Source organism: Faecalibacterium sp. OF03-6AC, assembly GCF_003478175.1.
Taxonomy (GTDB): domain Bacteria; phylum Bacillota; class Clostridia; order Oscillospirales; family Ruminococcaceae; genus Faecalibacterium; species Faecalibacterium taiwanense.
This window is the reverse complement of sequence record NZ_QUEN01000016.1, coordinates 1-23,651: the sequence shown is the minus strand read 5'-3', so window position 1 is coordinate 23,651 and position 23,651 is coordinate 1. Positions and strand designations below refer to the sequence as shown.

At 52.4% G+C, this 23,651-nt stretch carries 21 protein-coding genes and 2 pseudogenes; 14 read left to right on the top strand and 9 right to left on the bottom strand.

What is annotated here, in order from left to right:
- Positions 1-224: pseudogene (locus DXA66_RS14475) on the top strand (hypothetical protein); the annotation flags it as partial.
- Here DXA66_RS14475 and DXA66_RS13410 read toward each other — a convergent pair.
- The gene (locus tag DXA66_RS13410; protein ID WP_118529272.1) at positions 221-472 is read right to left on the bottom strand and encodes a DUF6061 family protein; all 252 of its coding nucleotides are present in this window, start codon (positions 470-472) and stop codon (positions 221-223) included. The pseudogene DXA66_RS14475 and the gene DXA66_RS13410 overlap by 4 nt on opposite strands.
- Before the next feature lie 490 nt (positions 473-962).
- Here DXA66_RS13410 and DXA66_RS13405 point away from each other — a divergent pair, with 490 nt between their 5' ends.
- A complete protein-coding gene (locus DXA66_RS13405) occupies positions 963-1,211 on the top strand; it encodes a DUF6061 family protein (RefSeq protein WP_117505999.1) in 249 nt (82 codons plus the stop codon).
- Between the two features lie 376 nt (positions 1,212-1,587).
- On the opposite strand, the gene DXA66_RS13400 is transcribed toward DXA66_RS13405, so the two are convergent.
- The 5 genes from DXA66_RS13400 to DXA66_RS13380 form a co-directional block, all read right to left on the bottom strand.
- Positions 1,588-2,721: a M20/M25/M40 family metallo-hydrolase gene (locus DXA66_RS13400; protein ID WP_097774502.1), complete on the bottom strand. Its 1,134-nt coding sequence runs from the start codon at positions 2,719-2,721 to the stop codon at positions 1,588-1,590.
- A 107-nt stretch (positions 2,722-2,828) separates the two neighbouring features.
- Positions 2,829-4,355, bottom strand: coding sequence for a glycoside hydrolase family 1 protein (locus tag DXA66_RS13395; protein ID WP_118529271.1), 1,527 nt, complete (start codon positions 4,353-4,355; stop codon positions 2,829-2,831).
- A gap of 3 nt (positions 4,356-4,358) precedes the next feature.
- The gene (locus DXA66_RS13390) at positions 4,359-4,697 is read right to left on the bottom strand and encodes a PTS lactose/cellobiose transporter subunit IIA (RefSeq protein WP_097774500.1); all 339 of its coding nucleotides are present in this window, start codon (positions 4,695-4,697) and stop codon (positions 4,359-4,361) included.
- Positions 4,698-4,743: 46 nt separating this feature from the next.
- On the bottom strand, positions 4,744-6,018 hold the full coding sequence (locus tag DXA66_RS13385; RefSeq protein ID WP_118529270.1) for a PTS sugar transporter subunit IIC: 1,275 nt from the start codon (positions 6,016-6,018) through the stop codon (positions 4,744-4,746).
- A 17-nt stretch (positions 6,019-6,035) separates the two neighbouring features.
- Positions 6,036-6,347 (bottom strand): PTS sugar transporter subunit IIB, encoded by a 312-nt coding sequence (locus DXA66_RS13380; protein ID WP_118529269.1) that lies wholly within the window; start codon positions 6,345-6,347, stop codon positions 6,036-6,038.
- Between the two features lie 253 nt (positions 6,348-6,600).
- Here DXA66_RS13380 and DXA66_RS13375 point away from each other — a divergent pair, with 253 nt between their 5' ends.
- A complete protein-coding gene (locus DXA66_RS13375) occupies positions 6,601-8,493 on the top strand; it encodes a PTS sugar transporter subunit IIA (protein WP_118529268.1) in 1,893 nt (630 codons plus the stop codon).
- Positions 8,494-8,812: 319 nt separating this feature from the next.
- Here the strand turns inward: DXA66_RS13375 and DXA66_RS13370 are convergent, their stop codons facing one another.
- Positions 8,813-9,628, bottom strand: coding sequence for a helix-turn-helix domain-containing protein (locus DXA66_RS13370; protein WP_117535565.1), 816 nt, complete (start codon positions 9,626-9,628; stop codon positions 8,813-8,815).
- A gap of 416 nt (positions 9,629-10,044) precedes the next feature.
- On the opposite strand from DXA66_RS13370, the gene DXA66_RS13365 reads away from it, so the two are divergent.
- The 5 genes from DXA66_RS13365 (at position 10,045) to xerC (ending at position 14,924) form a co-directional block, all read left to right on the top strand.
- Positions 10,045-10,647: a CHC2 zinc finger domain-containing protein gene (locus tag DXA66_RS13365; protein WP_243089108.1), complete on the top strand. Its 603-nt coding sequence runs from the start codon at positions 10,045-10,047 to the stop codon at positions 10,645-10,647.
- A gap of 73 nt (positions 10,648-10,720) precedes the next feature.
- Positions 10,721-12,037 carry a phage/plasmid primase, P4 family gene (locus tag DXA66_RS13360; RefSeq protein WP_118529266.1) on the top strand — a complete coding sequence of 439 codons (1,317 nt, stop codon included), beginning with the start codon at positions 10,721-10,723 and terminating at the stop codon, positions 12,035-12,037.
- Between the two features lie 190 nt (positions 12,038-12,227).
- The gene (gene mobV, locus DXA66_RS13355; RefSeq protein WP_118529265.1) at positions 12,228-13,202 is read left to right on the top strand and encodes a MobV family relaxase; all 975 of its coding nucleotides are present in this window, start codon (positions 12,228-12,230) and stop codon (positions 13,200-13,202) included.
- Between the two features lie 24 nt (positions 13,203-13,226).
- Complete coding sequence (locus DXA66_RS13350) at positions 13,227-13,520, top strand: helix-turn-helix domain-containing protein (protein WP_118529274.1); 294 nt, start codon at positions 13,227-13,229, stop codon at positions 13,518-13,520.
- A gap of 15 nt (positions 13,521-13,535) precedes the next feature.
- Positions 13,536-14,924, top strand: a complete 1,389-nt coding sequence (gene xerC, locus DXA66_RS13345) for a tyrosine recombinase XerC (RefSeq protein WP_118529264.1) — start codon at positions 13,536-13,538, stop codon at positions 14,922-14,924.
- Positions 14,925-15,629: 705 nt separating this feature from the next.
- Here the strand turns inward: xerC and DXA66_RS14775 are convergent.
- Positions 15,630-16,550 (bottom strand): annotated as a pseudogene (locus DXA66_RS14775) (recombinase family protein); the annotation flags it as partial.
- Between the two features lie 494 nt (positions 16,551-17,044).
- Complete coding sequence (locus DXA66_RS13335) at positions 17,045-17,557, bottom strand: TetR/AcrR family transcriptional regulator (protein ID WP_118529263.1); 513 nt, start codon at positions 17,555-17,557, stop codon at positions 17,045-17,047.
- 132 nt (positions 17,558-17,689) lie between these two features.
- Here DXA66_RS13335 and DXA66_RS14705 point away from each other — a divergent pair, with 132 nt between their 5' ends.
- The 6 genes from DXA66_RS14705 to DXA66_RS13310 all read left to right on the top strand — a co-directional run bounded on the left by DXA66_RS14705 (position 17,690) and on the right by DXA66_RS13310 (position 23,482).
- The gene (locus tag DXA66_RS14705) at positions 17,690-17,824 is read left to right on the top strand and encodes a hypothetical protein (protein WP_256372192.1); all 135 of its coding nucleotides are present in this window, start codon (positions 17,690-17,692) and stop codon (positions 17,822-17,824) included.
- Positions 17,821-18,783, top strand: a complete 963-nt coding sequence (locus DXA66_RS13330) for an alpha/beta hydrolase (protein ID WP_199663713.1) — start codon at positions 17,821-17,823, stop codon at positions 18,781-18,783. The genes DXA66_RS14705 and DXA66_RS13330 overlap by 4 nt, the downstream gene beginning before the upstream one ends.
- The gene (locus DXA66_RS13325) at positions 18,740-19,774 is read left to right on the top strand and encodes an alpha/beta hydrolase (RefSeq protein WP_118529262.1); all 1,035 of its coding nucleotides are present in this window, start codon (positions 18,740-18,742) and stop codon (positions 19,772-19,774) included. Before DXA66_RS13330 ends, DXA66_RS13325 begins: the two co-directional genes overlap by 44 nt.
- 788 nt (positions 19,775-20,562) lie before the next feature.
- On the top strand, positions 20,563-20,997 hold the full coding sequence (gene mobC / locus DXA66_RS13320; RefSeq protein WP_117476230.1) for a plasmid mobilization relaxosome protein MobC: 435 nt from the start codon (positions 20,563-20,565) through the stop codon (positions 20,995-20,997).
- Positions 20,969-22,504 carry a relaxase/mobilization nuclease domain-containing protein gene (locus DXA66_RS13315; protein WP_118529261.1) on the top strand — a complete coding sequence of 512 codons (1,536 nt, stop codon included), beginning with the start codon at positions 20,969-20,971 and terminating at the stop codon, positions 22,502-22,504. The genes mobC and DXA66_RS13315 overlap by 29 nt, the downstream gene beginning before the upstream one ends.
- Positions 22,505-22,516: 12 nt before the next feature.
- Positions 22,517-23,482 carry a hypothetical protein gene (locus DXA66_RS13310; RefSeq protein WP_097781462.1) on the top strand — a complete coding sequence of 322 codons (966 nt, stop codon included), beginning with the start codon at positions 22,517-22,519 and terminating at the stop codon, positions 23,480-23,482.
- The last annotated feature ends 169 nt before the right edge of the window (positions 23,483-23,651 follow it).

Genomic DNA, 23,651 nt, shown 5'->3' with positions numbered 1-23,651 from the left:
TTGACCGTCTGGCACGGGCATTCTATCCGGCCATCCTTGCCTGCTGGAACAGCGAAGAAGGGCAAAGAGAATTTGCCGCGTGGCAGGCGGAACAGGCTCATCTCTCCGGCAAAGAAAAACAGAGCGTTCCCGACGGGGAACGCCCTGTTGTACATATCGCTATCGTATGTGGATTTTTCAGGGTGCGTCCGGGTGGACGCACCCTGTTTTTGTTTTGCCTTTAATTTTCTAACCCATGACTCCCAGCCACATTCCTCAGATATTCCTTCGGATTGCCATTCAGAATCAAATCCGCATAGCCTAGCGGGTCATTGTAGATGAGGTAGTCAAGTTCGGTTTGCTGTGCCATGGTAACATCCAGTGCATCCTCGACCCCGGTGCAGTCAATGGAGATCATTCTCCCATCCCGGAGCAGCAGCTCCACGCAGCCGGTGTCCATGTTGTATTTGCAGGCTCTTTCATCGTACTTCATACTCGTGTCCTTTCTGCCTTACGGCACCTTTACAGTTGTGACTTTCGTTACACGTTTTTTCTGATAAGGTTTCGGACACACGGCCGTCGAGAATGAGCCGGAATTATCATTTCCGAAGAAAACAAAAAATCCGAACCCTTCTCCTATCGAGAAAAGGTTCGGATTTTCATTGTTTGGTGCGATGGAAGGGACTCAAACCCCCGGCCTACTGATTCGTAGCGCACACCGGGCGATTCCATCAATTTTTGGAAGTTACGTTTCAACGTCATTTCCAAGCGATACATCGCAAATTTTGAACTTCGAGTTTCTGCACCCTTTGTCCGATTTTGCAACGATTTGCACCCTTTGCACGTTTTGAAACCGTGCAAAAACCGTGCAGAAACCGTGCACTTACTCCCGGACAAACTAAAATCCACTTCATCCGACACCGACTTGACGGCATTGGTTCGAGTGACCGCACACCAAAAATCAAGTCTTGGAGGATACTATTATGACAAAATTGCTTTCCTGCCGCTACAACATGGACACCAACCGGGTGGAAGCCCGGTTCGCGGATGGCTCTATCGTTGCCATCGACTGCATTGCCGTTGAGGATGAGTACGGCAACACCCCGGCACAGCGGGCAGAACTGGACTGGCTGCTGTATAACAAACCATTGGAGTATGCACAGCTTGTGCTGGGAGGGGAGATGGGGCATTATCTCTCCCTCGGCTGCGACCACGGCAGGCTGGAGGATTGAGCCACAGAAAACGCGCGGCAAAATCGCTAATCGCGCGACGCGCGTTTTTATCGCTGACTTTTATTCAGGCAACATTGCACGCGTGCATTCCAGCGTGCGATTCCACTTTTCCGAAATTCAATCGTATTACAGTTTATTTTTACAAGTTCCAGCTTTCACGTCGCACCTTCCCACGCATGAAGAATGCACGCCCGTGCGATTTTTGTTCTCGGTTTGTTCGCGCGATTGCGCGTTTTCAGCGTAAATTCAGCGTAAACCATGCCAAGTCAGCGTATTTTCAGCGTAAATCCCGGAAAGTCAGCGTAAATAAACATTTACCATATAAATGATGCCCGCCCAGCTGTGGAAAAGCCACAGTGGGCGGGCATTCTGCTTTTTAATCCAGATATCGGTTCATCAGGCTCAATACGATGCCAAGTCCTGCCGGGAGACTTTTCAGGTCTACCCATTCGGCACGGGTGTGGGCACCGGCACCTTTTACGGTGCCAATGGTATTGGCCAGAACATTGCGCGAGAGAGGAATGTTGGCATCGGTGGAATAGGGACCAAGATCCAGTTCGCCCTCATAATACTGCCGGATGCAGGCGGCGTTTTCTGATGTCCACTTTTTCAGCTCGGTCTTGTCGCCATCACCGCAGCCCGGGCGAACGCCCAGCACTTCCAGATTGATCTTTTTGCCCTTGGCGCGGAATTCATTCACCACCCGGTTCAGTTCCCCCTTCATGACCTGCAGGCACGCTTCACTGGCAGAGCGGTACTCGTACAGCAGGGTAACTTCCTGTGCAATGGAATTGACTGTGCTGCCGCCCTCAATGCGGCCCACATTATAGGTGGTGTATTCCTGCTGCGGCGGGGTAATCCGGTACAGCTCGTGAATGATCTCGGCAGCGATCTGAATCGCGTTGTCTTTGCCGAAGTCCAGATAGGAGTGCCCGCCGGGGCACTGCACCTGCATCCGGTAGCGGTGGGAGCCTACGGCGATGCTGGTGCACTGGGACATATAACCGTCGAAGGAATAAAACCTCCTGATACGGTCGCCGTAGTTATTGAAGATCTCCTTGCAGCCCTTCAGATTGCCAAGGCCTTCTTCGCAGCTGTTGGCCACGATCATCAGACCGGTGTGCAACCGGTCTTTGTGCTGCACCAGAAAGCGGGTGGCTAGCATCAGGTTCACCAGATTGGCAGTGTCATCGCCGATGCCGGGTGCCCGCAGGATGTCGCCGTCACGGCGCATAGGCAGTTCTTCCGTGTCATTAAACACCACGTCCATGTGAGCCATCATCACGGTAATCTCATCGTACCGATCACAGTTGAACTTGCAGATTACGTTTTGGGCTTCATCGATCCACACCTCGTTGCAGCCCTCGTGCTCGAACCACTTTTTGCAGAACGCAGCGCGCTTTTCCTCGTGGTGGCTGGGGGCCGGGATGCGGCCCAGCGTCATGAGCAGTTCTGCCTGTTCATCCTTGCAGGACGCTATAAACCGATCCAGCTCTTCTTTTTCGATCATACAGTTTTCTCCGTTTCACATAGCAGCCGTACCACCGCAAAAAAGGAGCAGAGCTGTGGTTGGTCAGCTCTGCTCCTTTGCAGAATGGGGGTCTCCGGTTATGCAGGTTATTCTTCGGGGATAGTCACATCATTTTCCAGATCCGCGCCGTTGGAAGCAATGAGCTTTTTATAGTAGTAGAAGGACTTCTTGCGCAGGCGCTTGCCGGTGCCTTTGCCGTAGTCATCCTGATCCACATAGATCATGCCGTAGCGCTTGGTCATCTCGGAAGTGCCGGAAGAGATCAGGTCGATGGGGCCCCACCATGCGTAGCCGAACACGTCCACGCCATCTGCGATTGCCTCCCGCAGCTGCTCCACATGGGCGCGCATGTAGTCGATGCGGTAGTCGTCCTGGATCTGTCCCTTTTCATCAAAGTGATCCACGGCTCCCAGACCGTTCTCGGAGATGAAGATGGGCTTGTGGTAGCGGTCATAAATGCGGTTCAGGGTGATACGGAAGCCGATGGGGTCGATGGTCCAGCCCCACTCGGTCTTAGGCAGGTAGGGGTTCTTGATATCGGACACCAGACGGCCGGTGGGCTGCGGCACCGGGCTGCCCTTATAGCGCATGATGTAGGTCATGTAGTAGCTGATGGTGATGAAGTCCACCGCACCCTCTTTGAGGATCTTCATATCATCCTTGCCCATCTCGATGTGGATGTTGTTCTCATCAAAGAAGCGCTGCATATAGTAGGGATACTCACCGGTGGCCTGCACATCGGTGAAGAACCAGTTGAAGTGATCCTCGAACATGACCTGCAGCTGATCCTCGGGCTTCGGGGACTCGGCGTAGTTTTCCAGACGGCAGAGCATGTTGCCCATCTTGGCATCCGGGTCGATCTCGTGCAGCTTTTTCGTTGCCAGAGCGCTTGCCACGAACTGGTTGTGCACAGCCTGGAACTTCTCCTGCCAGTGGCCCAGATAGGGGTTGCAGCTGCCGGGTTCCGGTGCGCCGTCAAAGATGACGCCGCTGCTGGTAAAGGGGTTGGACAGCACATTGTTGATCTCGTTGAAGGTGAGCCAATACTTGACTTTGCCCTTGTAGCGGCGGATGACCGTCTCGGCATACTTTTCAAAGGCCTCTACGGTGTGGCGGCTGCGGAAGCCGCCGTACTCCTCGGCCAGATGCAGCGGTGTATCAAAATGGGACAGGGTGACCAGCGGCTCAATGCCGTACTTGTGCAGCTCGTCGAACACTGCATCGTAGAACTTCAGACCCTCTTCGTTGGGGATGGCATCATCACCGTTGGGGAAGATGCGGCTCCAGCTGATGCTCATGCGGAACACCTTGAAGCCCATCTCGGCGAACAGCTTGATATCATCCTTATAGGTATGATAGAAATCGATGCCGCGGCGCTTGGGCAGCTCCCAATTTTCCGGGTGAGCCTTCATGTCCTCCACCATTTCCTTGGAGGCTGCATTGTGGGGCACATGCACATCAAAAGTGCCCTCGGTATCACGGATCTGTTTGGTGATCAGGCGGGCGAAGTCTGAAGTAGCCGGACCTCGACCGCCCTCGTTCCATGCGCCTTCGATCTGGTTGGCGGCGGTGGAGCCGCCCCAGAGGAATCCTTCCGGGAATGTCTTTGCCATGGTTCAGTCTCCTTTCTTGTTCAGCAGCATCTTGACGATGGGCAGCAGTTTCTGGGTCATGCGCAGCTCGGTGGTGATGGTCATGACCGTATCCTGCGCATGGACGAACAGCAGGGAGTACTCCATGCTCTCACCGCTGACCTGACTCTGAATGACCTCGGTCTGGGCGTTGTGTGCCTTGACGATCAGAGCTTCTGCCTCTTCCAGCAGCTTGTCCACCTCGTCCAGCTTGCCCTCGGCCATAGCGGCCAGTGCTTCGTCGATCTTGTCGCGGCCATCGCCTGCGTTCATGATGACTTCCATTGCCACCATATTGATATCGCGCTTTTCGTTTTCTTCCATAGGATGTTACCTCTCCCTCATTTTCCTCTTATCTTACTCGAAACAATTATGCCTTTGCTGCAGCCTTGGCAGCCTTTTTGGCGGCCTTGGCAGCTTCGCGCTCGGCTTCCTTCTTGCATTCTGCTTTGTCCGCTGCCTTAAAGAACGGATACCAGATCAGCGCAGCCAGCACGAAGTTGACACAGATCAGCAGAACGTTGCGCCAGTCGCCGCCGGACATGAAGAAGGCAGACACGGCGTTGGGGGCAAAGTTCATATCGAAGTTGACGTAGTTGATGGTGCCCCAGCCCATGGCGAACCACAGGTAGGAGAAACCGGGCAGGATGATGGCGATGAGCACAGTGGGGATCAGCATAAAGGGGTTGCCGACGACTGCACCGTACTGCAAAGGCTCGTTGATGTTGAAGATGGAGGGCACCAGCGTAGCCTTGCCCAGCAGACGGAACTTCTTGGATTTTGCACGCAGCATGAACAGTGCCAGCGGAAGGGTAGCGCCCTGACCGCCGATGTGGTGATAACGGCTGAAACCGTAAGCGTAGATATTCTTGGGCGCAAGGCCGGCAGCTACCAGTTCTGCATTCTCAGCAATAGCAGCCTGCGTAATGCTGCGGGTAACAGGGGTAAACACCCAGCCGGAGACACCGAAGAAGTAGAACACATTCTGCAGGAACACGATCATAATGACGCCAGGTGCGCTCTGTGCAAAACTGGTAACCGGCTTCATGAGGACCTGCACCATGGCAAACACATCGATCTTTGCAATGTAGGTGAACAGATAGGCAATGGTCAGGCTGATGAGGATGGCCGCGATGTTGTCGAACCAGTTCTTAACAAAGTCGGGGATCACACTGTCCTCACCAAAGAAGGAATACTTGGCCAGCAGCTTGTAGATGACAGCCACCATCAGGCCGACCACCATAGCAGTGAACATACCGCCTGCGCCGAACTTGTTCATGGAAACCAGCGAGCCGCCGTCTACCGTTTGAAAGTTCATGCACATCATGTAGGCACCGATGCCGGTAAAGCCTGCGATCATGGAGCGGTCTTTCTTTTCGATCTTCTGCAGGCAGTTGTAGGGGATCACGAATACCACGAACAGACCAATCAGACCAAACGAGAAGGTGCTCAGCGGGCTGATGTCCGGCAGCACCGGAACAAAGCGGCGGAGGATGGCCCACAGGGACGGGATGGCACTGACCATCGAGAACGGAACAATGAACAGGATCGCATCTGCCACGATGCCGAACCAGAAGTTCGACGTGATCTTGTTAACGACCGGAACGAGATGTTTCTCGATCCATGCCTGAATCTTCTCCATCATAGTTTTTTCCTCCCATTTCAACCTTCTTCATAAAACTCGAGGGCCGACTCCAGAATGGCTTCGCCATCCAATGCAGCATAGTCGTCCGGATCAATGGAAGTCACCTTCACATTGTGGTCCTTCAGCATCTCCTTATACTTGGGAACCTCGGCTGAAAAGTGGGGGCCAAGCAGCAGCACGTCAATCTTGTCGGCGTACTCCGGCACCTGAGATTTGCTCACAGCGTGGATGGAAACATCCAAACCCTGAGCCTTTGCGGCCTTGCGCATATTGGCGGCCATAAAGCCGGTGGAAGCACCAATGCCGCAGGCAAGTAAGATACGGGTCATAACAATTGCTCCTTTCCATATCCAATGAAACAATTCTTTTCTCCGGAATCGCTTCCGGGTTTCGTTGTGCCCAGTATATCAGGTCCGTTTGTGAAAACAAAACAAAGTTTTTCCCCGATTCCGGCAAATTCCTCATCTTTCCAACAAGGCGGAAAAAAGTATGGTTTAGTTTTCTTCTTCCATTTGCTATACTATATAATATAAGTTTTTATTCTGTCTTTCACCTGTATTTTTATAGAAGGAGTGTCTCTGCATGAAAACCGATAAGCGCACGCAGCTGCTGAAGATCTTATCCGACGCATCGCAGAGCATTTCCTCTGCAGCACTTGCCAATATGCTTGGTACCAGTGAACGGACGGTGCGCAACTACATCAAAGCCATTAACGAGGAGGGCAAGGCCGTTATTACTTCCTCCCGGGAGGGCTACCGCCTGGAAAGCCATACCGCCAGTCTGGACAGCTTGCCCAACGAAGCAGAATCCCGCGTCTGGAAGGTGCTCTCTGATCTATTGACCAGTAAGGAGGGGGTCAACGCTTTTGACGAAGCTGAAGCCCTGTATGTCAGTTCCAGCACCATTCTGAATACCGTCATCCCACAGGTAAAAGAGATCGCCAAAGAATACGACCTGCGCATCGAATCTCAGAAATACCAGTTCTATCTGCGTGGCAGCGAGCAGAACCGTCGCAAAATGATCGGCAGCCTTGCCGTGCGCAACACCTACGGCTTTTTCAATTCTAAAGATGCGTTGGAACAGCTGTTTCCCTCTCAGGATATCGATGGCATTATGCAGGAGCTGTTCACGACCTGTCAGGAGTCCAAACTATTTCTAAACGATTTTGCGTTGAATAATCTGCTGATCCATATTCTGGTCATCCTCATCCGGCTGAACATCGGCAATGAGTTGGACGACAAAGAACCGCCCATCTCGGTAGATGAGCTGCTGGCATCCTCTCAGGATCGGGAAGACATCGTGAATCTGGCCGACATGATCTCGGCAAATTTCGAGCAAAAATACAGCATCCGCATCCCGGAGCGGGATTATAAGCAGATCTTGATGCTGATTGCCCTTTCGGTGGAGCACGAAACCGTGGATATCCAGTGTGTCATCAGCCCGGAGTTCATCCACAATGTGGCTTCCATCCTTTCCATGATGTCCCAGCGGTACTGCACCCCGGAATTTGACAACGACTATATCCTGCAGTTCTCCCTGCACATGTATTATGCGCAGCAGCGATGTGCCTTCCATATCAGCTACCCCAATCCCATTGCGCTACAGTTCAAGAAAGACTATGCCCCTGTCTACGATATGGCGGTCTACTTTGCACACCGCTTTGCGCAGATCTACCATATCGAAGTGAGCGAGGACGAGATCGCATTCATTGCGTTTCACATTGGTTCTTATCTGGAGAACAACAAACAGAGCCGGGAACACGCCACCTGTGTAGTTATTGTGGAGTCCTACCATATGCTGGCACGGCAGCTGATCCACGAGATCAATGTTGCTTTTGCCAACCAGATCATCGTAAAGGAAGTTCTGCCCCTGAACCGGTACCTCAACCGTCAGCCGGAATGCGACCTTGTGCTGACAACCCTGCCGCTGGGCACACAGCATCCGCATGTGGTGCAGATCAGCCCGATCCTAACTAAAGCCAACTGTGAAAGTATCCGCGCCCAGCTAAGCTCCATCAGCACCGAGCGGGAACTTGCCCGTGCCCACCAGTTTTTGCAGAGCCTACTGCACAAAGAACTGTATTTCCGCAACGTGAGTCTGTCCGATGCCGCAGCCTACATTCATTTCATGGGAGAACAGTGTGTCAAACATGGCTATGCGAAAGAGGAATTTGTACAAGACGTTCTGCAGCGCGAATCGTTTTCCAGTACCGCCTTCACCGATGTACTGGCTGTGCCTCACGCCATCAATCAGTACGCCGACCGTTCCTTCATCTGTGTTATCCATAATGATATGCCAATTCAGTGGAAAAAGAAAACGGTGCATTTCGTTCTGATGATCGGCATTACCGAAGCTGAGATGAAGTTCTTTAAACCCGCCTTCGACAGGATCGTGGAATTGTTCAACTCCACATCCCGCACCCTTGAATTGCTTAAAACCAATACCTTTGAAGAATTCTGTGCGCAAATGCGGTAACCTATAAAAAGCCGGGTGTCATCTACTTTAAGATTGGCATCCGGCTTTTCTATTTTGATGGGTTTCCAAAGGGGCCGCAGCACCCCTTTGGCACACGACTTTGCCTGCAAAGTCTAGTGTGTTACACCTTGGTTCCGGCTGACGCGGAAAAGGGGCTGCGAGAGGCTCCGGCAAGCACCTGTTCTGCGGCAGAAGGATGCGCGGATGGGCGTGGCAGTTGACAGTCTCTGCCCACCCAGCGCAGGCTTGCAGAGGAACCAATGGTGTACGTTCCCCTTCCTGCCGCAGCAGCGCACCCTATAAGCTGCAGGGCAAATAATCAGCGTCTGTGCTTGCCCCGGTTGCCTGCAAGTGTCCCCGGTTTTAGCATTGCCGTTTTATAAAGGATCTTTTTTATCAGCTTTCTTTCATCCTCTGTCAGCTTATCGTAGTTGATGCCGATTGCCTTCAATGCCGTTCGGATCTTCTTTTCATCCGCAGACCCTTCAAGTTTCTGTGCATCCTCCAGTTCCTTCATCAAGTTATCGACCATCGCACCATCCGAAGTGGTCTTGTCCTTGCGGTGTTCCGTCTTGATGTTCTTCAGGATAGCCACCAGTTCATCATACAAGACCCGGCCAAAGTACTCATCTTCATCGATCTGCCCCAGCTTCAAGGTGCTCATGTACAAATCATTTTCATCTGCTGCATACTTCTTTTTCAGCATTTGCCGTGTTGCTTCCAGACCGGCATTGAGGTTTTGAATGTTTGCGCTGACATATCCATCCACATAGATCTCCAGATCGGTCATGAACCGCTGGAAATTCTCATGCACGATCAGCTCGCACAGCAGCCGATGATTGAATTTTCCATTCCTTAATACGTCCACTGCGCCATCGCTCAGATGCAAGTCCGAAAGGACTGCATCTGGGCGCTTTTTGTTTTCCGTCACACCCAGCAGATAATCCGTGGTCACACCATAAAACTCAGCCAGCGTTGTCACTGCATAAATGCTGAGATCGGTCACGTCGTCGCTCTCGTATTTCGACAGTGCCGATTTGGACAGACCCGTCTGCTCTGCCAGCGTTTCCAACTTCAGATTCCGCTCCACACGCAGGTCTTTGAGCCGTTCTCCCAGTGTCAGCTTGATGTTCATGGTCGCACCTCCGATGTTTTTTGCACAGTATACCACTTCCGGCGGTTCCTGTCCATAAGCGTGGAATTTTGCAGTTTCTGCACCTGTTTTCCGACATTATGGATATACGGCACAGCGGCCATTGCGGTGCTATCCTATAGACAGAAAGAAAACATATTAACTCCCCAGCAGCGAACATATTAAGGGCTTCCCGCGAAAGCCCTCTGAAATATCTTTCATTATAGGACCTTGAGAACAGAATGACCGTCCGAACTGCCCAGACCGCCAAGACCTCCCATCGGGGGAGCGAGCGCCCTGCATGGGGCCGACACAGAGTCCAAAAAGATTTCCTGTCGGGAGGCAGCAAGGGAGACCGGCTTTGAACGTGGCAGGGATCAAATTGATCCGTGCCAGAGCCTTTGACCAAAGGAGAAATTTTGAGTTTATATCAAAAGATCAAGTCCGCCATCACCGTTCGGCAAGTGGGAGAGATGTACGGCATGGAGCCCGACCGCCATGGCATGGTGTGCTGTCCGTTCCATTCTGACAGCGACCCCAGCATGAAGCTGAACGACACCTATTATTACTGCTTTGGCTGCGGAGCCAACGGCGATGCCATCGACCTCACCGCCAAGCTGTTTGACCTGAACCCCCGGCAAGCCGCCGAGAAGCTCGCAAGTGACTTCGGGCTTGACCCGGACAAGCCGCCCGCCAATGCCATCGCCCTGCCGCCGCCCAAGCGTGGCCTGACGGACGAGCAGTGGGCAGACATCGCCTACTGCCTGCGGGTGCTGACCGATTATCTCGACCTGCTGCACGACTGGCGAGAGCGTTACAAGCCCGCCAGCCCGGAAGAACCGCTGGACGAGCGGTTCGTGGAAGCCCTCCACATGACCGAAACCATCGAGCACCTGACGGACTGCGTTGCATTTGGGACGTCCCAGCAGAAGGCCGCTGCCGCCGCACAGCTGCTGTCCGGGTCGTACCTGCTGATGCTGGAGGAGCGCACCGACCGCCTTGCTCTGGCAAAGTGCGCCTGACGATTCATTCACCTAAAGTGGTGCTTATCATTATGATAATCACCACTTTACTTTTTTAAAGGAGAACCACCACATGAAGAAAAACATTTCCCGCAACCCCTTATGGCCGGACTGGTACAACGGAAAGAAAATCGATGAAGTCCAGTTTGGCCGCGCCTTTCTGGAACAGTGGCCGCTGAAATGCGTCAACGGTACGCTGTACACGCTGGACGGTCCGGTGGAGGACGAGAGCGAGATCAAGCAGCGCATCTTGGAGAACATCGAGGAATATGTCACCTCCGGCCTGTCCAAAAAGGTCACCAACATTCTGGAGACCATCAAGCTGCTGGCCTTTTCCGACCCCTTTCCCATCGAGCAGGACTGCATCCACCTCCAGAACGGTGTGTATCATCTGCCGGATGGCTCTTTTCAGGAAAGCCGCCTGTTCTGTCAGAACCGCCTGCCTGTGAGGTATGACCCCAAGGCCCCCAGCCCTGACCGCTGGCTGACCTTTCTGCACGAGCTGCTGGACGATGCCGACATCCCCACCTTGCAGGAGTATCTGGGCTACTGCCTGATCCCCAGCACCAAGGGACAGAAGATGATGCTCATTGTCGGCAAGGGCGGCGAAGGCAAATCCAGAATCGGGCTGGTGCTGAACCGGCTCATGGGGGATGCCGCCAGCAATGGCAGCGTCCAGAAAGTGGAGAATAACCGTTTTGCCCGCGCCGATCTGGAACGCCGCCTGCTGATGATCGACGATGATATGGACATGAACGCCCTGCCCAAGACGAATTATATCAAGACCATCGTGACCGCCGAAGCCAAGCTGGACTTGGAGCGCAAGGGTGTCCAGAGCTACCAGCGGGACATCTACGCCCGGTTCCTCTGCTTCGGCAACGGCGCGTTGACCTCGCTGTACGACCATTCGGACGGTTTCTTCCGCCGCCAGCTCATCCTGACCACCAAGGACAAGCCTGCTAACCGCACGGATGACCCCTTCCTTGTGGAGAAGATGTGCGCCGAGTTGGAAGGCATCCTGCTCTGGTGTCTGGAAGGGCTGCACCGGCTGGTGCAGAACGATTTCCGCTTCACGGTCAGCGAACGAGCCGCCGCCAACGTGGACACCATCAAACGCAGCAGCAACAATGTTATCGACTTCATGGAATCCGAGGGCTACTTCCGCTTTAAGGCAGACTGCTCCATCAGCTCCAAGGAGTTCTACGACATTTATAAGCAGTGGTGCGAGGACAACGCCTGCCACAGCGTATCGGCCATCCGTTTCAGCGCGGAACTGCGCCAGAATGACCGCCGCTATAACCTTGAAGCCACCAACAACATCTATCTGCCCGGTGGCCGCAGGGTGCGAGGATTCGTGGGCATCGAACCGCTTGTCCACCCCTGTCCGTAAAAAGTGCATTTTTTACGGAAGAAGTTCGTACAACCTGTACGGTCTGTACTTGTACGCACCTGTACGGCAAATTGGAGCATATTTAAACGTGTTATCGTTTTTATTTTAGATTTCCGTACACCGTACAGACCGTACGGGTTATTTGAAGTCCGTACAGATTTTTTGTACACCCCAAGAAGGAGCGTGATCTATGAAAGCCCAATACGGCATTTTAAGGTTCAAAAAGTACAAGGGGCCTGCCATCAGCCCCATCGAAGCCCACAACGAGCGCACCAAAGAGCAGTACGCCAGCAACCCGGATATCGACACGAACCGGAGCCGCTACAACCTCCATCTGGTGCAGCCACAGGGCAGGTACCGGGAAGAAGCCGACCGCATGATAGCCGCCGCCCACTGCCGTGTCCGCAAGGACAGCGTGCGAGTGGTGGAAGCACTCGTCACCGCCAGCCCGGAGTTTTTCAAAGGCAAGACGCACAGCGAAGTCAAGGCGTACTTTGCGTACGCCCTGAAATTTTTGGAGGGCAGACAGCACCCGGATACCTTTCTCTCTGCCGTTGTCCACATGGATGAGAAAACGCCCCACCTGCACCTCTGTTTTGTGCCCTTGACCGCTGACGGGCGGCTGAGCGCCAAAGAGATCATCGGCAACCGCAAGAACCTTGTGAAGTGGCAGGACGAGTTCTGGCAGCACATGGTCAAGCAGTACCCGGAGCTGGAACGGGGCGAAAGTGCCAGCCAGACCGGGCGGGAGCACATCCCGCCCCGCATCTTCAAGGAGATGACTCAACTGACCAAGCAGAAGGAGCAGTTGGATGCCCTGCTGGTGGGTATCAATCCCTTCAACGGCAAGAGCCGTGCGGCGGAGATCAGCAAGGTGCTGGACAGCTATATCCCCAACGTGGCACGGATGAAGGGCCAGCTGCGAAAGTACAACGTGGCCTTCACCAAGACTGCCGCCGAAAACGAAAAGCTGAAAGAGAAAAATAAGACGCTCTCTGCCTCGCTGGATAAAGCGAAGGAAGGGAGCGTCTTGAAGCGTCTGGAGGATGCCAAGCTGCGGCAGGACTATGAAGCCGCCCTGAAAACGTTAGACAGCATCCCGCCGGAAGTCATCAGATTTTATGAGAACCGCACGCAGGAGCCTGTGGTGCGCCATGATAAGTAAGGAGCAATGCCTATGTGTAATAAAATGTACGAGAATGTGAAACCATTGGATTATACGAAAAAGTTCTTGCAGTCGGACTCGAATCCGGCTACAATGGAGGTGGTCACTCGAACCAATGCCGTCAAGTCTCCGACCAACAGCCCTGAGACCACTAAGCTGGTGTACACGGTGAAGGAAGTCGCGCAGATGCTGGCCATCAGCCAGCGTGCCGCCTACAACCTGTGCAACAGCACCACCGAGTTCCGTGTCCTGCGGGCAGGCGGAAGCATCCGCATCCCGAAAGACAGCTTCGATGCGTGGCTCTACCGGGCAGCTTGATAAGGAGGCAAATCTATGGCATATATCACGAAACGCGGCAGTTCTTACAGTGTCCGCTACACCTATCAGGACGAGCACGGCAAGAGCTGCGACAAATGGGAAAGCTTTCCCACCAAAGAGGAGGCGGTGAAACGCCAGAAGCAGATCGAGCATGAGCTGGCGACCGGCAACTTCCTGATCCCGTCCACGGTGACGGTGGCAGAGTTCCTGATGGACTGGCTGCCCAAGCAGTGCAGCAAGCACAAGTGGGCACCCAAGACCTACCAGTCCAATCTGGCGCTCATCCAGAACCTCATCATCCCCTATATCGGGGAGATGCAGATGCAGAAGCTGCGGCCCTACCACATCGAAGCCCTGTACGACACCCTGAGCAAGACCCCCTGCGGGCAGTATGTGGGCGGCAAGCGGCGAGACCTCTCGCCCAAGCAACAAAAGCGCACCCTTTCCGGCACTACCCTTCATGAGGTCCACCAGCTTCTGCACAACTCCTTTCTGCTGGCGGTGGAGTGGGGCATCCTCATCAAAAGCCCTGTCCCGGTGGAAGCGCCCAAAAAGACCACCCAAGAGCGCAGCATCTGGGAGGTGGAGGAGATGCGGGCAGCGTTGGACAGCATGGAGGACCCCATCCTGCATCTGGCAGTGCACCTGACACTGGTGGGTGCACTCCGAGAGGGTGAGGTTGCCGGTCTGACCCCTGAGGACATCGACTTTGATGCTGCCAACGGCATGGGCACCTTCACCGTCAACCGTTCCATGCAGCGGGTGCAGAAGGACACGCTGGCGCAGGTGGACAAGGGCTGCATCCTCCGCATCTTCCCGGACAAGCTGGAGGGCAGCAAGACCTCCCTTATCCTGAAGGACACCAAGACCGAAGCCTCCTGCCGCACCATCTTTATGACCGCCGCCCTGCGGGAGGAGCTGAAACAGTGGCTGGAACGCCTGAAACGGGAAGAAGCCCTCGACCCGGAGCGGTACCGCAACAGCGGGATGCTGCTGCGGCTGCCCAACGGTCTGGCGGTGGAGCCGGTGCTCATCCGCAAGAAGTTTCTGAAATGGCAGGATGCACACCCAGAGTTCCCACGCATCGTCTTTCATGGGCTGCGTCACTCCAGTGCCACCTACCAGTTGATGATCTCCGGCGGTGACATCAAGGCGGTGCAGGGGACCACAGGACACGCCAGTGCGGATATGCTGGTGAACACCTACGCTCATATCCAGCAGTCCTCCCGTGTGGAGCTGGGCAAGAAGTTTGAAAGCGGCTTCTATGCCAAGCCCGACACCTCCAGCCCGCAGGCTGTACCCGCCACAGGCGAGCCCACCATCTCCATGACGGCTCTTTTGGAATTGCTCAAGGATGCCGACCCGGAAATGAAGGCAAAGCTCCGCTTGGCACTGCTCACCTGATGCAAAAAAGGGCACTGATTGCAATGCAATACAGCGCCCTACATAATCGGACATGGATAATACCCACCGTGCAAAAACCGTGCAGAAACCGTGCACCCATGGCTTACAAAACAAAAAAGCCATGAAATCTTTCGATTTCACGGCATTTTCTGGTGCAGGAATGCAACCCAAATCCGAACCATTTCCCTTTGATGCAGCTTCTGCAGCTTCCTCAAAAGTGATGGTCTGTGTTCCTTCCTTATAGTTAAAGGTTATTAAAACCTTATCATCATACAGATAGATCGAATTGATGAACGTATCCACCAACGCTTGCCGCTGATCTTTCAGGCTCATGTCCAGCTTACGGAACCTCATCAGCCAGAAACGGATAAATTCCTCTTTGATTTTGGGCTTCGCCAGCTTCTCTTCCGCAATGCGGGCTTCAAGCTCACGCTTGGTTTCTTCCAGTTGCTCCAACCGCTCCTTGGTGGAACTGGTGAGGATACCGGCCTGAATCGCATTCAGCATATTCTGGATACCCGCTTCCGCATCCCGGAGCTGTTTCTCATAGAGGGGAAGGTTGGTGTTCTCCCGGTCTTGCAGCTCCATCACCTTGGCGATGATGGATTCCATGGCGGCATCGTCCCGGACAAGCTGCATAGTCTGATTGACTACCAGATCTTCCAGCCACTGCTTACGGACGGTCTTTTTCTTGCAGCCCTTGTGCTTTTTGGCAGTAGCACATTTATAATAGCGGTGGACTTCGCCCGTCCGGCTCGTGCCGCTTTCGCCAAACATCAACGCCCCACAATAGCCGCAGAACAGCTTGGTGGTGAGCAGGTAGTCATCCTCTGCCTTTCTACGGGCAGGGGCTTTCTTGTTTTTGGCGATCTTTTCCTGCACATCCTCAAAAAGTTCCAGCGGAATGATGGGCGGGATGGCATCCGGTACGACCACATCCCGGAATTTCAGTTCTCCGATGTACCGCCGATTCTTGAGCATATGTTCAACGCTGTTATAAGTAAACGCACCGCCCACCGGGTTCTTGATGCCGTTTTCGTTCAGCCAGTCCCGGATCTCCTTCATGGTGGAGCCTTCATTGTACTTCTTGAACGATTCCAGCACAAAAGGCGAGGTGAGAGGGTCAATGTGGAACTTCCGCTCCGAATCCAGCGTATAGCCAAAGGTTCCACGACCACCGTTGCAGCGGCCTTTCAGGATGTTCTCAGTCTGTCCACGCACGACCTTCTCGGCAAGGTCGGCGGAGTAGTATTCCGCATAACCTTCCAGCACCGATTCCAGAATGATGCCCTCCGGCCCCTCGGAGATGATCTCGGTGGCAGACATGAGCTTGACACCATTCTTCTTCAGCTGGGTCTTGTACCGAGCACTGTCGTAGCGGTTTCGGGCAAAGCGGTCAAGCTTCCAGACCAGTACAATGTCAAACAGCTTCTTGTCACTGTCCTTGATCATCTGCTGGAACTGTGGGCGGTTGTCTGTCTTGGCAGAGATGGCACGGTCGATGTAGTGCTTGACAATGGTAATGCCGTTTTTCTCGGCATATGCCGTGCATTCACGAATTTGACCTTCAATGGATTCTTCACGCTGGTTGTCGCTGGAATAGCGGGCGTAGATCACGGCAGTCATGGCAAGCACCTCACTTTTACACATCATTGAACGGTGGAACGTTCATCTGAATCAATGTTTCGTATAATGTATATATCATATTTTACTGCCGCTTTCAAGAGTTATTTCTCGTTTTATTATAAAATTTTTGTAGGTTTGTCAATGATGTGTTACGCAGAGGAAGCAGAAGTGTTGTTCCTGTATTTAGCAAGATACTCGTTCGGAGAGAGCCAGCCTAAAGGACGAATCGGGAAGCGATTGTACTTGTACGGAGACAGATTTCGTCTGTGCTTTACCGTGCTGCCAGTTTTGAAGATTTCTCGGAGAAACTCATGCAGCAGTACCTGCGTTTGCTGGAACGATGGAAAGAAGAATATGCACCCAAACAACCGGAGGATGACTGGAATCCTTTGTTTGTGGAGACTCTGCACAGGCAGCCGTATATCGAATATGTCGGGAGGGCATTTTTACAGCATAATTCAATGTTTGGCAATATTTTTCTCAATGTACATTGCCTATTTTTGAACAATTTTATGTTCGGAAAACATTCTCTCAAGCTGTTCCGGCGTTTCAGAAAAATTCTGGTCGATCATCGCCCGTATGATACCATAAACCGAATAAGCGACCACATATAGAATGTATTTTGCCATGCCAATATCATCTGCCGGAATGATGATTTTTCTGAAAAGATTTTCGATTAAATAGATTTTATCGTGCTTTTGGATGGATCGGACAAACTCTTTTTCCGAGTAAAAAAACTGGATCAGTCTTTGCATCAACACTTCTCCGTCCTCCGGGGGAACGGGGTTTTCTTCACAGTATTTTGCCCATTTCGAGATGAGGCAATAAATAATGATTTCATCTGTGGAATTGAAATTGCGGTAGTAGGCGTTGCGGGACACTCCCGCCTTTTCGCAGATCATAGTCACAGAAATATTTTGTTCATTTAGCAGTAATTCGTAATAGGCGAATGCAATACTCTCTTTTGTAATGGCGTTGATCTCATCGTTTCTTTTGTTATATCCCATAGGCTTTGCCCTCCTTGATGTCACAATTACACCGCAATTGTGACTTTATTTTTTTCCTGTTCTGCGGTATAGTATATGGCGTAACAACTGTTGCGTCAAGTGCCATGAAAGAGAAATGAAAGGAAATTTATCATGTCGGTTGTAACGAAACGATTGATTATCATTGCTGTGATTATAGTTGTCGCCTTTGTGCTGGGAAGGGTGGCTGTGCGGGCCGTCGGGAACCTGCTGCTGGGCGGTACGCTGTTTGGAGGAAATTTTTTATGAGAAAGACGGTGAGCAAAATGATGTGGGGCCTCCTGTATGTTGCGATATTTGTCGTCGTCTTTATCCTCTCGGCGGTTTTAAAAGTGACGCAGGACCCCTTCCATGGGAAGTACGCCGTCGAGTGGAGCGATGCGGTGGGGACTGCATACACAGACCTGTCTTACGGCGAGAAAGAAGCGAATAGATTCGATCTGTACCTGCCCGCCGATTCCGGCAGGGAGAGCTATGGTTTGGTGGTCTATCTCCATGCGGGAGGTTTTACATCCGGCGATAAAAAGGACGACACAAAAATGCTCCAGTGGCTCTGCTCCAAGGGCTATGTGGCGGCAGGGATCAACTATACCCTGTTTACCGAAGACAATCCCACCGCCAGCGTATACAGCCAGTCGGTGGAGATTCGGGACAGCATCCCCCATGTGATCGCCAAAGCGGAGAAACTGGGATATTCCATTGATAAAATGGCCGTCGGCGGCGGGTCTGCGGGTCACGCGCTGGCCATGATCTATGCCTATCGTGATGGGGCGCAGGCGCCTGTTCCCGTTGTATTGACCTTTGGCGGTGTAGGGCCCGCCAGCTTCTATCAGGAGGACTGGGGCGTCTTCGGCCTGGACCAGAGCGATGAAGCCTGTGCCGGGCTGTTCTCGGTGATGGCTGGTACAGCGATCTCACCTGAGGAAGTTGCGGATGGCTCTTACTTGGAGAAGGTCAAACCCATCTCCGCAGCGGACTGGATTACAGCCGATTCGCCTGCAACCGTGGTTGCCTACGGCACTCATGATAAAATGCAGCCGTTCCCTGCGTCTCTTCGCCTGAAAGCTGCATTAGAGGAATGTGGCGTTGACCACAAGTATTTTGAACTGCCCCATTCCGGACACGGCTTGCAGAACGATAATAAACTTTATGAGCAATGGATGGATGCTGTGGAAGAATATTTGGACGCCTACCTGCCAGCAGAGTAAGGAGAAGCAGAAAGTAGTCAAAAAAGTGATAAAGTGGATTTTGAGTGGGATAGCCGCATTGATTGGCCTTGTTACAATTTCAAATTATAAGAGCGCAAACTATTGGAAGTTTGCAGAACCGAAAGGGGCGATAGAAACGAAGTATACCGCTTTGGGTGAGCATGAAGTTTCTCTTGTCGAGTTTGAAGAGTCTGATACTGCATGGGAAAAATATGAGATTTGGTATCCTTCCGATTTGGAACAGTCCGATAGTATATACCCTGTTGTAGTTATCGCCAACGGAACAGGGATGAAGGCATCCAAGCTGAGCGTAATCTATGAGCATTTGGCTTCGTGGGGATTTATCGTTGCGGGAAACGAGGATGAGAACTCAAGAACCGGTGCATCTTCAGCGGCAACACTTGACTTTATTCTGTCGCTGAACGATGATCCTCAAAGTGTTTTTTATGGCCGCATCGATACGGAAAACATCGGGATTACTGGACATTCTCAGGGCGGTGTTGGAGCGATCAATGCTGTGACAAAGCAGAAAAATGGCAATCTATATAAAGCCATTTGCGCTCAAAGTACGACATCCAGTGCTGTGGCTTATGCTCTGAATTTGTTGGATGGAGAGTTGGATGGCGGCTGGGATTGCGATCCATCGTCTCTTTCTATTCCGGCCTTTATGGTCGCTGGTACAGGTAGCTTCGATGCCGGGAACGTGGAGGAGAACAGGCTGGAACTTGCCGAAGGAGAAACTCAGGGAATCTGCCCCCTCTGGTGGCTGCGAGAATGTTTTGATGCCATGCCCGATACAGCGCCTAAAGTAATTGGCAGATTGAGCGGCAAGGATCACGGCGATATTCCCCTCAGTGCTGATGGATATATGACCGCATGGTTTATGTATTGGTTACAAGGTGATGCGGCATCGGGCAAGGCTTTCTTTGGAGCGGATGCGGAAATCAGCACCAATGAAAATTGGCAGGATGTTGCAATAAATTCCCCATAAATATAGCATTGCTCTAAAAATATCCACAAGATGTGGTCGTGTTCATTGAACGCAGCCACAGGAAGTGGTCGGTTCTCACTGTGATAACCACCACTTTCAGCAGATGATTGCCCAGAAAGAACGTACCGCCCCGCAACACACCCGATTCATTTTGCCGCCGATTCACCCCGACAAAATCATCGCTGCGCTGCATGGGCGGTATTTTTCTTTTTTACAAATAAAATCTTATGTAGTTGTACAATCCTCCAAAAATCGTTTTTAGTTGTTGACTGTACAACTTCAAAGCGTTATTCTTATGCTTGAAAGAAGCAGGTTGTAGTATCCGCACTGCGCCCGGCTTTCTTCATACCGAACCTTGAATCCTTCATAAGCCGTCTGAACGTGATACTGTGCCACGACCTCACACTTTCTGTGAGCGAGCCGGACAACGCCGCTGCATAAACAGGGGCAGGAACTTCGTTCGGAGCAAACGGTGAACCCTTGCATGAGCAGCACCACCTCTACTTATTTTTTGCGTCTTAACAATTCGGAAACATTTGTTGAAAGTTGATTTTGAGCGCAGCGGTAGAGGGCAAGAACCGTCCCGTGGCCACAAATTTTCAATTCTTGAAAATGTTGTGCTCCGCTGGGACTTCACTTCTGCAATGCGTCTGCATTTCCGAAGTGATCTTGTTGGGGCGTGCCTGCCCCAAACCCTGCTCATCATTCGTGCCTTACGGCACGAATGGAACGGCGTGTCGTGCTTTACATAACTTCACCGAGGAGTTATCGAACAGACAGGAGGTACAATGACCAAAACGAATGTTCAACTGATTCCTAGCAATTCCCAGCACCACGACACGCCGAACAACAAAACGCACGTCATCAAGTTCCGTGTGACAGCGGAGGAAAAAGCGTCACTGGAACTCACTTGCAAACTCCTGAATCTCTCCCTCTCCACTTTTATCCGCCGCGCCATCCACAACGTCAAGATCGAGAAAACGGTCATCGTTGCCGGCGGCGGAGAAGAAACCCTAACCGCTGTTTCCACCCTGCTTGCCCAGTGCAGCAAGGTGGGCACCAACCTCAACCAACTTGCAAGGCACTTCAACTCCGGCGGTGCAGACACCGCGCAGATCCGGGCGAAACTCCTTGACGAACTTGCAGACCTGACCGCATTTCGGCTGCACGCCGAGAAAGTTCTGGGTGAACTGTATGGCAACGCTCAAGCATATCGCCTCTAAAAACTCGGACTACACCGCCATCGAAGCGTACCTCGTTTACCAGCACGATGAATTTTCCGGCAAGGTAATTCTGGACAAGCAAGGCCGACCCATGCTGCGAGAATCGTACCTGCTCGACACCCTTGAGTGCGGCGATTTTTCCTTTGCAACGGCCTGTCTGCTGGCAAACCGCAAGTATGGTAAGAATACCCAGCATGGTGATATCAAAAGTCACCAGTATATCATCAGCTTTGACCCACGCGATGCAGCCGACAACGGCTTGACCATGGAAAAGGCACAGGCACTTGGCCTGAAATTCTGCGAAGAAAACCTCCCCGGTCATCCCGCCATCGTCTGCACTCACCCCGATGGGCACAACCATTCGGGAAACATCCATGTCCACATCGTGATCGGCAGCATCCGAATGCGAGAAGTGGAACGCAAGCCCTATATGCAAAAGCCCCGCGACTGGTGTGAGGGTATGAAGCACTCCAGCACGGCCCAGACCATGCGGCACTTGCGTGTCGAGGTCATGGAGCTGTGCGAAGGTGCTGGACTGTACCAGATCGACCTGCTCAACGGCTCGAAGGTTCGTGTGAGCGAGCGCGAATACTGGATGAAACAGCGAGGTCAACTGAAACTCGACCATGAAAACGCTGCCCTGCTCGCAACAGGTCAGCAGCCCACACAAACGAAGTTTGAAACCGCAAAAGAAGTCTTGCGGAGACAGATTTCGGAGGTTCTCAATGTTGCAACGAGTTTTGAAGATTTCTCGGACAGGCTCTTGCAGCAGTACGGCATTACCGTCAAGGAAAGCCGTGGACGGCTCAGCTATCTGCCTGCTGGAAGGACAAAGTTCATCCGGGCGCGCAGCATCGGTGACAAGTTCGAGAAAGAACTTGTGCTTGCCGCTCTGAAAGCCAATACCGAACGCAAGCGCACTATCCAGTCCAAGTCTGACCGCATCGGGAAACTGATCGATATTCAGGCGAAGCTGAAGCAGGGTAAGGGCATCGGCTACGAGCGTTGGGCGAAAAAACACAACCTCAAAGCTATGGCACAGACCTTGATCCTCTTGCAGGAAAATGGTCTGCTCAACGAGGACGCACTCGACCAGAGAATTACAGAGCTTGATACCAAGTTCCACGATTCGCTGGCAGTGGTGAAAGATCTCGAAGGTCGCATGAAAGCCAACAAAGAGCTGCGCTATCATGTCGCAGCCTACGCCAGCACCAAGAGCGTCGCACAGCAGTTAAAAGCTGCAAAACGACCCGCAGCCTTTGAAGAACAGCACCGTGCAGAGCTGACAGCGCACCGGGCGGCAGCAGCCTATTTCAAGGCAAATGATATCACCAAGCTGCCCAGCCCGAAGAAACTGGAAGCCGAGTATGCGCAGCTGGCATCCGAAAAGGCACAGTTCTACGAGCAGTACAAGGAAGCCAAGAACGAGCTGCTCAAGCTGAAAACCGCAAAGCAGAATGTTGCGTCCTTTTTCCGGGAGGAAGAACCGGCGCAGCAGGAGAGATAAAGGAGTGTGCGTATGATCAACCTGAAAATCGACCCGGAGTTCCAGTCTCAGATTCCTCCTCTGACCGATGATGAATTTAAGCAGCTTGAAGAAAACATCCTCAAGGAAGGCAAGCTGCTCTCTCCTTTGATCGTTTGGAACAATACCCTTGTTGACGGCCACAACCGTTATGCCATTCTCCAGAAGCATCCTGAGATTTATTTTTCCACTACGCCGCTCCAATTTGAGAACCGCGAAGAAACCATTGCGTGGATTTGCCGGAATCAGTTGGGACGGCGAAACCTGAGCCCCGAACAGAAACGCTATCTGCTTGGGAAACAGTATGAAGCTGAAAAGAAAGCTGCAAAAATCTTTCGGGGTAATCAGTACACTTTAGCAAAGAAAAGTGGTGGTGATCACGGTGATAACCACCACTCTGGAAAGAAAACCTGTGACCGGATCGCAGAGGAAAACGGTGTCAGCCGCGCCTCCGTTCTCCGCGCCAGCCACTATACACGAGGCATCGACATCGCAGACAACCTCTCTCCCGGCATCAAGCAGAAAGTCTTTTCCGGCGAAGTGAAGTTTACCAACGAAGAAATGTCCAAACTCGTGCAGGTAAGTGCCGAGCATCGTTCAGATGTCCTTGCTCAAATCCTGCATCCAGAGGCATTGGAAGTGTTGGAATCTGCCAGTGCAGAATTTGAACCTGAAAAAGCAGAACCCGTTCCCATGCCCACACCACAAACAGAAGAATTCCGGTGCTATCATGTACCGGACGAGTTTATGAAGGTTTACAAATCCTTGAGCCGTGCGACCGAAATGATGAAAAACTCATGGAAGAAAACGCTCAAAAACAATCCCAGCTATTTCACTGACCCGGAAAAGCAGAAGGTTCTCCGCTTCGCAATGCAGCGACCTGCTAACTACCTGACTGAAATCGAAACCTATCTGGAAAAGGCTCTTGCAGAAGCCCTTGAAGAAGAAAAGACCGCATAACAGCAGACACCTGTAAGCCATCAACGAGCCACCAGCCGCAAGTACAGGGCGGAAAGCATCCGCGCCCTTGCGCCTGATAAAAATTGGAACTTTGATTTTCTCGCCCGACTTTGCCACGGTGGGACGATCAAAGGAGCGTGCGTTTGAACAAAAAGAAAAAGTCCACAAA